General features: G+C 74.0%; 7 protein-coding genes and 1 pseudogene. 1 reads left to right on the top strand and 7 read right to left on the bottom strand.

From position 1 onward, the window contains the following. Window positions 1-1,659 (top strand): VWA domain-containing protein, encoded by a 1,659-nt coding sequence (locus tag ACDF64_RS17365; RefSeq protein WP_394552596.1) that lies wholly within the window; start codon window positions 1-3, stop codon window positions 1,657-1,659. Between the two features lie 53 nt (window positions 1,660-1,712). Here ACDF64_RS17365 and ACDF64_RS17360 read toward each other — a convergent pair whose 3' ends face one another. From ACDF64_RS17360 to ACDF64_RS17330, 7 genes and pseudogenes are all read right to left on the bottom strand, one after another. Further along, a complete protein-coding gene (locus ACDF64_RS17360) occupies window positions 1,713-3,242 on the bottom strand; it encodes a DHA2 family efflux MFS transporter permease subunit (RefSeq protein ID WP_394552595.1) in 1,530 nt (509 codons plus the stop codon). A gap of 176 nt (window positions 3,243-3,418) precedes the next feature. Beyond that, window positions 3,419-7,738 (bottom strand): molybdopterin-dependent oxidoreductase, encoded by a 4,320-nt coding sequence (locus tag ACDF64_RS17355; protein ID WP_394552594.1) that lies wholly within the window; start codon window positions 7,736-7,738, stop codon window positions 3,419-3,421. Between the two features lie 133 nt (window positions 7,739-7,871). After that, window positions 7,872-9,014, bottom strand: coding sequence for a cysteine desulfurase family protein (locus ACDF64_RS17350; RefSeq protein ID WP_394552593.1), 1,143 nt, complete (start codon window positions 9,012-9,014; stop codon window positions 7,872-7,874). After that, window positions 9,011-9,880, bottom strand: coding sequence for a carboxylating nicotinate-nucleotide diphosphorylase (nadC, locus tag ACDF64_RS17345; RefSeq protein WP_394552592.1), 870 nt, complete (start codon window positions 9,878-9,880; stop codon window positions 9,011-9,013). Before nadC ends, ACDF64_RS17350 begins: the two co-directional genes overlap by 4 nt. After that, window positions 9,880-11,427 carry an L-aspartate oxidase gene (nadB, locus tag ACDF64_RS17340; protein WP_394552591.1) on the bottom strand — a complete coding sequence of 516 codons (1,548 nt, stop codon included), beginning with the start codon at window positions 11,425-11,427 and terminating at the stop codon, window positions 9,880-9,882. Before nadB ends, nadC begins: the two co-directional genes overlap by 1 nt. A 1-nt stretch (window position 11,428) precedes the next feature. After that, a pseudogene (nadA, locus tag ACDF64_RS17335) lies at window positions 11,429-12,768 on the bottom strand (quinolinate synthase NadA). Further along, window positions 12,765-13,523 carry an NUDIX domain-containing protein gene (locus tag ACDF64_RS17330; protein ID WP_394552590.1) on the bottom strand — a complete coding sequence of 253 codons (759 nt, stop codon included), beginning with the start codon at window positions 13,521-13,523 and terminating at the stop codon, window positions 12,765-12,767. The pseudogene nadA and the gene ACDF64_RS17330 overlap by 4 nt, the downstream one beginning before the upstream one ends. Between the last annotated feature and the right edge of the window lie 91 nt (window positions 13,524-13,614).

The raw sequence follows: 13,614 nt of genomic DNA, 5'->3' as shown, positions 1-13,614 counted from the left end.
GTGGGTCGTCACAGTGTCGCGGCGCCGGCGAAGTCGTCGTCACGCCGTCGCATCCTCGTCATCGCCGCAGCCACCGTCGTCGTCGCCCTCGTCGGCGGCGGCGTCTACGTGTGGGTCGGCGGGCTGCTCGCGCCCAAGGGCGCGGTCGCCAGCGGGTGCGACGTCGACGGGTCGCTCGTCGTCGTGGCCGACACGTCCGTCGCGGCCGTCGCGACCGAGGTCGCCGACGCGTTCGACGCCGCGAACGACGGATGCACCGAGGTCGAGGTCCGCGCCCAGGACGCCGCGGACACCGCCGCGCTGCTGGCCGGCGACGGACTCGACGCGGACGTCTGGCTGCCCGACTCGAGCGTCTGGCTCGACCGCGTGTCGGCGTTGTCGCAGTCGCTGGGCCGGCCGGCGCCCGACGTGGCGTCGAGCGGATCGATCGCGACGTCCCCGGTGGTGTTCGCCGCGCCCGCGTCCCGTGTCGAGGAGATCGCCGCCGAGCCCGTCACCTGGACGCGCGTCGTGACCGGCACGCTGCCCGCGATCATGCCCGACCCGGACACCTCCGCCGCGAGCCTCGCGGGCCTGCTCGCGCTCCGCTCGCACTCCTCGCCCGACGACCCGCGCCAGTTCGCGGGCGCGATGATCGCGCTCGGCAAGACGATCCCCGCCTCGACCGGCGCGGCGCTCAGCACGCTCCCGTCGGCGGCCGCGGCATCCGTCGTGATCACGAGCGAGGCGCTCATCGCCGCGCACAACCTCGAGAACCAGGCGGAGCCGCTGACGGCGGCCTACCCGACCGACGGCACCGTCGCGCTCGACTACCCGTACGTCGCGATCAAGCCGACCGTCGAGCGCAGCGGCATCCTCTCGGACTTCCGCGAATCGCTCCTCGCCGCGACGGACGCGTTCAGCGCCGCCGGGTTCCGCACCGCCGACGGCACGGGCGAGCTCGACCTCACGGGCCTCGCCGTGACCCCGCCGGCCGGTGCGGTCGCGCTCGACGGCGCCGCGCAGGTCGAGATCCTGCGCCAGTGGGGCGTGCTGACGCTGCGCAGCCGCATCCTCGCCGTGATCGACGTGTCCGGCTCGATGGAGGAGCCCACCGAGAGCGGGTTGCGGCGCATCGACATCTTCCAGCAGGCCGCGGGCGGCGCCATGTCGAAGTTCTCGGGCGAGGTGCAGATGGGCGTCTGGATCTTCTCGACCGAGCGCAACGGCACCCAGGACTGGGAGGACCTCTCGCCCATCGCGCCGCTCGGCGATCAGGCGCACACCGCCGAGATCGCGGGCATCATCGACTCGCTGCCGAGCCGCCTCGGCGGAGCGACCGCGCTCTACGACACGACGCTCGCGGCCGTCCAGCGCGTCCGCGAGTCGTACGACCCCGAGAAGATCAACTCGGTCCTGCTCATCACCGACGGCAAGAACGAGGACGAGAACGGCATCGACCTGAACACGCTCCTCGCCGAGCTCGCGAAGATCGACGACCCCGCGAAGCCCGTGCCCGTGATCATGATCGGCTTCGGCCCCGACACCGACATGGCATCGATGCAGCAGATCGCGAAGGCGACCGGCGGTGCGGCGTACTCGGCGTCCAAGCCCGAGGATCTCGGCATCGTGCTCGTCGACGCGCTGTCGCAGCGGTCCTGCCGCCCGAACTGCGGGTGACACGCGAACGCCCCCGGCCGAGGTGAGACCCGGCCGGGGGCGTTCGCGTCTGCTCAGTGCCCGGCGTGCGCGCCCTCGGGGACGTCGGCGGGCCGGCGGACGAAGAACGCGCCGACGATCGCGAGGAGCGAGAGGATCGCGCCGACGAGGAACGCCTGCTGGATCCCGGCCGCCTCGGCGGCGACCTCGCTCGCCCCGGCGGCTGCGGCGGCGGCCTGGCCCGAGGCCAGCACGGTGATGAACAGCGCGGTGCCCGCGGCGCCCGCGACCTGCTGCACGGTGCCGACGATCGCCGAGCCGTGCGAGTAGAAGCGCGGCTCGATCGACCCGAGCGCCGAGGTGAACAGCGGCGTGAACATGAACGCGAGCGACACCGACAGCAGGATGTGCGCCGCGAGGACGAACCACACCGAGGTCGTCTCGCTCACCGTCGTGAGGCCCCAGAGCACGGCGCTCACGCCGATGCTGCCCGGCACGAGCAGCGGGCGCGGGCCGAACCGGTCGTAGAGTCGACCGACCGTCGGCCCGAGCAGGCCCATCGCCAGGCCGCCCGGCAGGAGCAGCAGGCCCGTGGCCAGCGGTTCGAGCCCGAGCACGTTCTGCAGGAACACGGGCAGGACGATGATCGTGCCGAACAGCGCCGCCATCATCACGACCATGAGCCCGACCGACACCGAGAAGTTCGCGGAGCGGAACGTGCGCAGGTCGAGCAGGGCGCGGTCCCGGCGCTGGAGCATGAGCTGGCGCAGGACGAACGCCGCGATGCCGGCGGCGCCGACGCCGAGCGAGATCCACATGGCCCCGGCCGGTGCCGTGCCGGCGACCTCGCCGCCGACGAGGCTGAGGCCGTAGACCAGGCCGCCGAAGCCGAACGCCGAGAGCACGACCGACAGCACGTCGATCGGCATGCGCCGCGTCTCGCTCACGTTCTCGACGCGACGTGCGCCGATCACGAGCATGGCGAGCGCGATCGGCAGCACGAGCACGAACATGTAGCGCCACGACAGGAAGCTCAGGATCAGGCCGGAGATCGTGGGCCCGATGGCCGGCGCGACCGACATCACGATGGACACGCGCCCCATGAACCGGCCGCGGTCGGCCGGTGCGACGACCGTCATGAGGGTCGTCATGAGCAGCGGCATCATGATCGCCGTGCCCGTGGCCTGCACCACGCGGCCCGCGAGCAGCACCTCGAACCCGGGCGCGACGGCCGCGAGCGCGGTGCCGGCCGAGAACAGGCTCATCGCGGTGATGAACATGGGCCGCGTCGGGAAGCGCTGCAGCAGGAAGCCCGTGATCGGGATCACGATCGCCATGGTCAGCATGAACCCGGTGGTGAGCCACTGGGCGGCTTCGAGCGTGATGTCGAGGTCGACCACGAGGTGGGGGATCGCGACGCCCATGATCGTCTCGTTGAGGAAGACGACGAAGGTGGCCGCGAGCAGGAGCCAGATGACGCGGGTGTTGCGGGCGCCGTGCTCGGGCTGGTGGGCGCGGACGGCGGCGTCCTCTGCGGCCGCCGTGGACGCGGTCGGGATCGGCGAGGAGGTCTGGTCGAGGTCTGGGACGGCGCGTTCGGTCAAGGTGGTCCCCACGTGATCAGGCGCGCCGAGGACGGCGCGGAAGACGGTCGTCGTCGTTGGAGCTGGCCGGTCGCGTTCGGTGCGCCGACAGGGATAGCCAACCCGATGTCACCGACACGCTATTCCCGATCCGGCCGACCCATGGCTATGCATCGAACGCGCTCGTGCGGCCCCGCTCAGTACACGTCGCGGACGTACCGCTTCTCGGCGACCAGCTGCTTCTTGAACGCGAGCGCCTGGTCCTCGGTCAGCTTGCCGTGGACCCGGGCGATCGACAGGAGCGTGTCGTCGACGTCCTTCGCCATGCGTGCCGCGTCGCCGCACACGTAGAAGTGCGCGCCGTCGTTCAGCCAGCGCCAGAGCTCGGCGCCGTGCTCGCGCATGCGGTCCTGCACGTAGATCTTCTGCCGCTGGTCGCGCGAGAACGCGACGTCGAGCCGCGTGAGGAACCCGTCGGAGAACATCTCCTCGATCTCCCGGCGGTAGGTGAAGTCCGCGGCCGCGTGCTGCCCGCCGAAGAAGAGCCAGTTCCGGCCCGCGTGCCCGTCGGCGCGCCGGTCGTGGAGGAACCCGCGGAACGGCGCGATGCCGGTGCCGGGGCCGACCATGATCATCGGCGTGTCCGGCCGCGCGGGCGGCCGGAAGTTCGGCGAGCGCTGCAGGAACACGGGCACGGTGCGGTCGGCCGACCGGTCGGCGAGGAACGTCGAGCAGACGCCGCCGCGACGGAGCCGGTCCTCGGTCTCGAACCGGACCACCGAGACGGTCAGCTGCACCTCGTCGGGGTTCGTCTTCGGGCTGGACGAGATCGAGTACTGGCGCGGCTGGAGGCGCTTCAGCACCTGCACCCACTCGTCGACGCCCGCACGCACCGGGAACTCGCGCAGCAGGTCCACCGCCTGCTTGCCCCACAGGAACTGCTCGAGCTCGCTCTTGTGCCGCGTGAGCTTGCCGAGTCGCGCGTCGGGATTCCTCGCGCCGAGGAAGCGCAGCAGCTCCGCGCTCACCCGGGTGATGTCGTAGTGCGTGTGCAGCGCCTCGCCGAGCGTGGTGTCGACGCCGTCGACCTCGACGACGCTGCCCGCCTGCAGGCCCGTCGCCGCGAGCCACTCCGCGACGAGCCCGCCGCTGTTCGCCGCGAGCACCCCGAGCGCGTCGCCCGCCTCGTACACCGCGCCCGAGCCCGAGAGGTCGAACCCGAACTGGCGGACCTCCTTCTGCGATCCCGCACCGCTCAGCAGCAGGTTGGTCGTGAGGGCCGCCCGCACGGGTGCGTCGCGCGTGAACACCTTGCGCGGCGCGGCGAGCGTGACGGTCCCGCCGTCGCCCGCGAGCGTGAAGACCTCGGGACTGGCCGTCGCGACGGTCGCGACACTCGACCCGCCGCCGCCGCCCCCCGACGGCGCCGGCGCCCCGCCGGCGTCCGCCCGCAGCGCGGCCACGACGTCGGCGAGCCAGCCCGACGCGGATGCCTCGTAGTCGGGCTCGCAGTCCACGCGCGACACCAGCGCGGTCGCGCCGAGTTCGCGCAGGCGGTCGTCGATGTTCCGGCCGTGGCCGCAGAAGTCGTCGTAGTTCGAGTCGCCCATCGCGAGCACCGCGTGGCGGAGGCCGTCGAGCCGGGGGGCGCCGTCGGCGCGCAGCCGGTCCCAGAATCCCGCTCCGTTGTCGGGCGGCCCGCCGTCGCCGAAGGTCGACGTGATCACGAGCAGTCGGCGCACGTCGGCGAGCCCGGCGGGGTCGAACGAGTCCATGTCGACCAGCCGGCTCGGGAGCCCGTGCGCGCCGAGCTCGGTCGCCGCGAGCCGCGCGACGTCCTCGGCGTTGCCGGTCTGCGACGCCCACAGCACCGTGACCTCGTCCGGGCCGTCGCCGTCCGGGTCGGGTCGGCCGGGCCGCGGTGCGGTGCCCGTCGGCGCCGGCGGGCCGCCGACGACCGGCACGCGCGAGTACGCACCGGCGAGCAGGCCGTCGAACCACGCCCGCACCTCGGTCGACAGGGGCGCGGTCGGCGGCAGCACCGGGACGCTCGCGGGCGCGATCGGGGTCGCGGCGAGCGCCGCCAGGAATCCGGCGAGGTACGTCTGCTCCGCCGACGTCGGCACGGGCGGCGTCGACGCCACGAGCCCGGCGAGGCCGCCGACCGCGAGCGTCCCGGCGGAGCTCGTCGGCACGGCGCCGGGCGCCGAGCCGTCCGTCGCCGCGAACGCCGGGATGCCCGCGGCGGCGGCCGGGGCATCCGTCGGGTCCGAGGCATCCGCGCCGGCGCCGTCGCCGCCCGCGGCCCGCACCGCCGGACCGACGCGGCGCATCGCGACGGCGGCGACCTTGAGCTCGGGTTGCAGCGAGTCGGCGTCGACCGCGTCGCTCGTGAGCGCGTTGATCGTGAGGTACTCGCCGTGCTCGTCGTTCCAGTGGAACGGCGCGAACAGCGTGCCGGGGCGCACCCGGTCGGTGAGCACCGCCGGCAGCACGACCCGGCCGCGCCGCGACGCGACCTCGACCTGGTCGCCTGCGTCGATGCCCTGCGCGGCCGCATCGTCGGGGTGCACCTCGACGAAGGGCCCCGGGTTGAGCTTGTTGAGCTTCGCGACCCGGCCGGTCTTGGTCATCGTGTGCCACTGGTGCTGCAGCCGGCCCGTGTCGAGCACCCACGGGTAGTCGTCGTCCGGCAGCTCGGCCGGGTCCATGTGCGGGCGCGCGAGGAACTGCGCACGCCGGGACGGCGTCGGGAACGCGAGCCGGGGGACCGTGCCGTCGGCCTCGACGTGCGCGCGCTGGCTCACCCCGTCGTTCAGGTAGCGGATGGGGTGGCGGTCCTCGTCGTCGCCGGGCGGGGCCGGCCACTGCACGGGCGTGCGGCGGAGGCGCTCGTAGTCGACGCCGCGCAGGTCCCAGCCGGTCTGCGGGTTCCAGAACCGGCGGATCTCCTCGAACACCTCCTCGCTCGAGGCGAAGTCGAAGCCCGTGTCGAACCCGAGCGCCCGGGCGACCTGGCAGATCGTCAGCCAGTCGGGCTGCGCGTCGCCCGGCGGCTCGACGGCCTGCTGCACGAGCGTGACCGTGCGGTCGGAGTTGACCATGACGCCGTCGGATTCGACCCAGAGCGCCGCCGGCAGCAGGATGTCGGCGTACGCGTTCGTCGCGGTCTCGGTGTAGACGTCCTGAGCGATGATGAGCTCCGCCCGCTCGAGCCCCTCGATCACGGTCTTGCGGTTCGCGACGCTCGCGACGGGGTTGGTGCAGATGATCCAGGCGGCCTTGATCTCGCCGTCGGCCATGCGGCGGTAGAGGTCGATCGTGCCCGTGCCGGCCTCGGCGCGGATCGCGCCGGGCTCCAGGCCCCACTGCTCCTCGACGAACGCGCGGTCGGCGGGGTTGAACACGGCCCGCTGGCCGGGCAGCCCCGGCCCCATGTAGCCCATCTCGCGGCCGCCCATCGCGTTGGGCTGGCCCGTGAGCGAGAACGGGCCGCTGCCGGTGCGGCAGATCGCGCCGGTCGCGAGGTGCAGGTTGCAGATCGCGTTGGTGTTCCAGGTGCCGTGCGTCGACTGGTTGAGGCCCATCGTCCAGAGGGTCATCCACTCGCCGGCCTCGGCGATCCACCGTGCGGCGGTGCGGATGTCTCCCTCGTCGAGGTCGGTGAGGGCCGCGACGGTGGCGGGGTCGTACTCGGCGAGGAACTCGGGCATCCGCTCCCAGCCCTCGGTGTGCGCCGCGATGAACGCCTCGTCGATCGCGCCGTCGGCGACCAGGAGGTGCAGCAGGCCGTTGAGCAGCGCCAGGTCGGTGCCCGGCTTGATCTGCAGGAACAGGTCGGCACGGTCGGCGGTCGCGCTTCGCCGCGGGTCGACGACGATGAGCTTCGCGCCCTGCTTCAGCCGGTCGGCCATGCGCAGGAACAGGATCGGGTGGCAGTCGGCGGCGTTCGAGCCGATCACGAAGAACAGGTCGGCGCGGTCGAGGTCCTCGTAGGATCCGGGCGGGCCGTCCGCGCCGAGCGACTGCTTGTAGCCGGTGCCGGCCGACGCCATGCACAGGCGCGAGTTCGACTCGATGTTGAGCCCGCGCAGGTACCCCTTCACGAGCTTGTTCGAGAGGTACTGCGCCTCCATCGACATCTGCCCCGAGACGTAGAGCGCGACGGCGTCGGGCCCGTGCTCGTCGACGATCGCGCGGAGGCGCCGGCCCGCCTCGGCGACGGCCGAGTCGAGCGGCACGGGCACGGCGGCCTCGTCGCGTGCGGGTCGGATGAACGCGGTCGTCATGCGGCCGGGCGCGGCCATGAGGTCGGCGTGCGTGGCGCCCTTCGTGCAGAGGCGCCCGTGGTTCGTCGGGTGGTCGCGGTCGCCGACGACCTTCGCGACGGCCAGGAGGTCGGTCGTGCCGGCGGGCGCGGTCGTCACCGTGATGCCGCAGCCGACCCCGCAGTACGAGCAGACCGAGCGGGACGTGCCGGCCTGCGGCCGGGTCGCGGTCTCCGAGGGCGAGCTCATACCTCGATGGTGGGCGGTGCACGTTCCAGACGATTTCCCCCGGCGTTTCGCCTGCGTGACATCTGCATCACGACCGGATGCCCCGGATGTGAGTCGCAGACGGCGGGCGGGCAGCGGGGACGGGAGCCTCGCGTCAGCCGGCGATGCCGCGCACCGCGGCGACCGCCTCCACGACGGCGTCCGCCGCCTCCTCGACGTCGTCGGGCGACGTCTCGGCACCGAGCGTGAAGCGCACCGCGGTCTGGGCGACCTCGGCGCCGAAGCCCATGGCAGTGAGCACGTGCGACGGCTCGTCGCTGCCCGCGGCGCACGCCGACCCGCTCGAGCAGACCACGCCGTCGCGCTCGAGCTCGAGCAGCACGGCCTCGCCCGCGGTGCCGGGGAACACGAACGACGCGGTCCCGGGCAGCCGGTCGACCGGGTCGCCGGTCAGCATCGCGCCGGGTACCTCGTCGAGGATGCGCCCGATGAGACGTGCCGAGAGCGCGCCGACGCGGGCCGAGGCATCCGGTCGCTCCTGGTCGGCGAGCCGGAACGCGGTCGCGAACGCGACCGCGCCGGCGACGTTCTCAGTGCCGGAGCGGCGCTCGCGCTCCTGCCCGCCGCCGTGCAGCACGGGCTCGAGCGGCAGCCGTCCGCGCACGATGAGGGCGCCCGTGCCCTTCGGCGCGCCGAGCTTGTGGCCCGCGAGCGAGAGCGCGTCGACGCCGAGCGCGTCGAGCGAGAGCGGCAGCCAGCCGGCCGCCTGGACGGCGTCGGTGTGCACGAGCGCGCCGTGCGCGCGGGCGATCGCGGCGAGCTCGGCGATGGGCTGGACCGTGCCGACCTCGTTGTTCGCGAGCTGGACGGACACGAGCGCGGTGTCGTCCCGGATGACCCGCGCGAGCGCCTCGGGCCGCACGACGCCGCCCGCGTCGACCTCGGCGAACGAGACCTCGAACCCGTGCACGCGCGCGAGGTACGCCGCCGACTCGAGGACCGCCTCGTGCTCGATGGGGGAGACCACGACGTGGCGGCCGCGCGGGTTCGCGAGTGCGAGCCCCTTGACCGCGAGGTTGTCGGCCTCGGTGCCGCCCGAGGTGAAGACGACGTCGCCGGGCCGGCACCCGAGCACCGCGGCGACCTCGGCGCGCGCCCCCGCGAGTGCGCGTGCCGCCTCGATGCCGAGCTGGTGCCGGCTCGACGGGTTCCCGAACGAGCCGGCGAGGTACGGCCACATCGCCTCGAGCGCCTCCCGGCGCACCGGGGCGGTCGCGGCGTGGTCCAGGAAGATCACCGGTCGCCCCCGAGCGGGCCCACCACCACGTCGAGGCCGAGGTCGAGCGACCGGACGGAGTGGGTCAGCGCGCCGACCGAGATCACGTCGACCCCGGTCGCCGCGATCGCCGCGACGGTTCCGAGGTTGACGCCGCCGGACGCCTCGACGACCGCCCGGCCCGCGATGAGCTCGACGCCGCGACGCAGGTCGTCGACGGCGAAGTTGTCGAGCATGACGGTGTCGGCCCCGCCCGCGAGCACGGGTTCGACCTGGTCGAGCCGGTCGACCTCGACCTCGAGGTGCGCGGTGTGGGGCATCCGCTCGCGCGCGTCGCGGAGCGCGGTCGCGAGGTCGCGCCCGCCCGCGGTCAGGATCGCGAGGTGGTTGTCCTTCGCCATGACCGCGTCGGACAGCGACCGGCGGTGGTTCCGCCCGCCGCCGTCGCGCACGGCCTGCCGTTCGAGGCTGCGGAGCCCGGGCGTGGTCTTGCGCGTGTCCGCGATGCGCGCGCGCGTGCCGGACACGGCCGCGACGTACTCGGCGGTGAGCGTCGCGATGCCGCTCATCCGCTGGGTCAGGTTGAGCGCGACGCGCTCGGCGTGCAGGATGCCCCGGGCGGGGCCCGCGACCCGCGCGAGCGCGTCGCCCGCTCGGAACCGGTCGCCGTCGGCCGCGAGCGCGGTCACCTCGATGCGCGGGTCGACGAGCCGGAAGGCCGCGGCGAACACCTCGATGCCACTGAGCACGCCGCCCTCGCGCGCCACGAGCTCGGCGGTCGCGGTCGCGTCGGCCGGGATCAGCGTCTCGCCGGTGAGATCGCCCCAGGGCGCGTCCTCGTCGAGCGCGGCGCCGACGATGCGGTCGATCTCGCGGGTGTCGGTCATCAGGCGGCCTCTCGGTCGGGTCGGGCGAGGTCGGCGGCGGCGGGCGCCGGGTGCACGGATGCCGCGGCCGAGGCATCCGACCGGAAGTGCGCGCCGACGCTCTCGCGGCGCGCGAGGGCCGCGGCCGTGGTGAGCCGGGCGAGGTCGAGCAGGTTGCGGTCCTCGGCGGTGCGGCGGTCGACCGGGTCGGGTGCGCGCCATCCGGCCAGGAGCGAGGATGCCTCGGCGAGGCCCGCCGCGTCCCGCTCGAGGCCGACGCGGTCCCACATGAGGGCCTGCAGCGCCTCGCGGTCGACGAGGGGCCGGGCGTCGTCGACGGACGCATCCGCCGGCCGAGGAGCGACCGGGCGGAACGAGGACGCCCGGGCCGGAGCGTCGCCCGCGATCGCGGCGGCCGCGCGCTCGGCGAACACCGCGGCCTCGAGCAGCGAGTTGGAGGCGAGCCGGTTGGCGCCGTGCACGCCGGTGCGCGCGACCTCGCCGACCGCGAGGAGACCCGCCAGGGTGGTCCGGCCCCAGAGGTCGGTCGTGACGCCGCCCATGGCGTAGTGCGCCGCGGGCGTGATCGGCACGGGCGCGACCGCCCAGTCGAAGCCGGCGTCGCGCACGGCGCGGTCGATGCCGGGGAACCGGCGGGCGAGGAATCCGGGGTCCTCCGCCTCGAGCCCGGTGGCGTCCAGGAGCACGGGCGCGCCGTCCTGCTCGGCCATCCGCCGCCAGACCGCGCGCGCGACGACGTCGCGGGGTGCGAGTTCGCCGCGCGGGTCGATGGCGGTCATGAACCGCGCACCCGTGGCGTCGCGGAGGACCGCGCCCTCGCCGCGGACCGCCTCGGAGACGAGCGGGGTGCCGGGAGCGGCGAGCGCGGTCGGGTGGAACTGGACGAACTCGAGGTCGGCGACCTCGGCGCCCGCGCGCCACGCGGCCGCGACGCCGTCGCCCGTTGCGACATCCGGGTTCGTGGTGTGCCGGAAGAGGCGGCCGGCGCCCCCCGTGGCGAGCACGACGACGTCCGCGCGGTATTCGGCTCGCTCGCCGCCGGCGTCGAGGACGACGGCGCCGACCGCGCGGCCGTGCTCGACCAGCAGGTCGACGAGCGTCGCGTGCTCGTGGATCGCGACCGCCCGGCGGCGGACCGTGGCGACGAGCGCGCGTTCGATCTCGGCGCCCGTGGCGTCGCCGCCGGCGTGCAGGATCCGCGCGCGCGAGTGCGCCGCCTCGAGCCCGCGCGCGAGCCCCTCGCCGTTCCGGTCGAACTCGACCCCGAAGCGGATCAGGTCGCGCACGCGCGCCGGTCCCTCCTCGCACAGCACGCGCACCGCGCGCGGGTCGCAGAGGCCCGCCCCGGCCGCGAGCGTGTCGGCCGCGTGCCGGTCCGCCGAGTCGTCGGGGAACAGCGCCGCCGCGATCCCGCCCTGCGCGTACGCGGTCGAGCCCGCGCCGAGTCCGGCCTTCGTGACGAGCTCGACCTCGCAGCCGGCGTCGGCCGCGCGCACCGCGGTCCACAGGCCCGCGATGCCGGCGCCGATGACGAGCACGCGCGTCATGTCAGGCTCCGGCGGTCGTCGTCGTCGCTGCGACCGGCGGCTTGGCCGCGAGCATCCGCTCGAGCGCGAGGCGCGCGGGCTCGGCGACGTCGTCGGGGACCTGGATGCGGTTGACGACGCGCCCGGCGACGAGCTCCTCGAGCACCCACGCGAGGTATCCGGGGTGGATCCGGTACATCGTGGAGCACGGGCACACGACCGGGTCGAGGCAGAAGATCTCGTGCTGCGGGTACTCGGCCGCGAGTCGCTGGACGAGGTTGACCTCGGTCCCGATCGCGAAGGTCGTGCCCGCGGGGGCCGCCTGGATGGCCTTCACGATGAAGTCGGTCGAGCCCGCGGCATCCGCGGCGTCGACGACCGCCATCGGGCACTCGGGGTGCACGATGACCTGCACGCCCGGGTGGTCGCGGCGCGCCTGCTCGATCTGCTCGACCGTGAAGCGCTTGTGCACCGAGCAGAAGCCGTGCCAGAGGATGACGCGCGCGTCCTCGAGGTCGGATGCCTCGTTGCCGCCGAACGGCTTGCGCGGGTTCCACATCGGCATCTGCTCGAGCGGCACGCCCATCGCCTTCGCGGTGTTGCGGCCGAGGTGCTGGTCGGGGAAGAAGAGCACGCGCTGCCCGCGCTCGAACGCCTGCTCGAGCACCGTGCGCGCGTTCGACGACGTGCAGACGATGCCGCCGTGGCGGCCGACGAAGCCCTTGAGCGCGGCCGACGAGTTCATGTAGGTGACCGGGATCACGGGCACCCGGCCGTCGGCGTCGGGGGTGTCGAGGTCGCCGTAGACGTCGGCGAGCTGCTCCCAGCACTCCTCGACGCCCGACTCGTCGGCCATGTCGGCCATCGAGCAGCCCGCGGCCAGGTTCGGCAGGATCACGGCCTGCTCGGGCCTGGACAGCAGGTCGGCGGTCTCGGCCATGAAGTGGACGCCGCAGAACACGATCGCCTCGGCGTCCGGGCGGGTGAGCGCCGCGTTGGCGAGCTGGAACGAGTCGCCCACGAAGTCGGCGTGCTGCACGACCTCGTCGCGCTGGTAGAAGTGGCCGAGTACGACCACGCGGTCGCCGAGGGTCGCCTTCGCCGCGCGGATGCGCGCGTGGAGGTCCTCGTTCGTCGCCTCGCGGTACTCGGCGGGCAGCGCGCCCTGGCGCGGCGAGCCCGTGGGGATCACGTCGCCCATCGACGCGCCGGGGCCGTAGCCGGCGGGCCCGCGGTCGAAGTCCCACGGCCCCGACGCGAGGTCGGGGAGCAGGTCGAGCCGCTCCGCTTGCCGGTCGAGATCAGGCGGATGCTCCGGTCGACGGATGCGGCGCGGCGGACGGTGTTCTCGATGAGGCTCATGACGGACTCCTCCTCAGGTGCGGTGCGATGGGGACTCGGAACAGCCCGCTCGCGCCGGCGTCGGCCGGTTCGGCGGGGCGGTAGAGCTTGGGCGGCCGGTGGCGCGTGCCGGTGCGGACCTCGCCGGTCTCGACGAGGGCGCCGGATGCCTCGACGGTGCGCCGGAAGTTGGCGGGGTCGAGCGGGCGGCGCAGGACGGTCTCGTACACCTCGCGGAGCTCGGCGAGCGTGAACGTCGGCTCGAGGAACGCGTGCGCGATCTGCGAGTAGCCGAGCTTGGTGCGCAGCCGCGCGAGCGCGTACTCGACGATCGAGTTGTGGTCGAAGGCGAGCTCCGGCAGGTCGTCGGGGTCGAACCAGCGCACGTTCGGGTCGTCGATCGCGCCGGTCGTCTCCTCCGGCCGGACGAGCGCCCAGTAGACGACCGAGACGACGCGTTCGTCGGGGGAGCGGTCGGGGGCGCCGAACGTGTAGAGCTGCTCGAGGTAGGCGGGCGTGACGCCGGTCGTCTCGCCGAGCGTGCGGGCGGCCGCGGACTCGAGCGCCTCGCCGGCGCCGAGCCAGCCGCCGGGCAGCGCCCACCGGTCCGCACCGGGATCGCGGAGGCGCCGGACGAGCGGGATCCACAGCGACGGCCGGCCGGATGCCCCGTGCCCTGCGCCGGGCGCGACCCCGTCGGGCGTGCCGGGCTCGAGCGCGAAGATGACGGTCGAGACGGCGAGGCGCGCGTCGCGCCCCGGTTCCTGCGTCGGCATGCCACCTCCCGGCTCGAGTTCAGGTCTATCTGACTATAAGAACACGGAGGAGCTTACAGTCATTCCAACCTGAAGTCGAGTCGAGGATGCC

Source organism: Agromyces sp. MMS24-JH15 (assembly GCF_043518605.1).
Taxonomy (GTDB): domain Bacteria; phylum Actinomycetota; class Actinomycetes; order Actinomycetales; family Microbacteriaceae; genus Agromyces.
The sequence above is the reverse complement of the archived record's forward strand: the minus strand, read 5'-3'. Positions and strand labels throughout refer to the sequence as shown.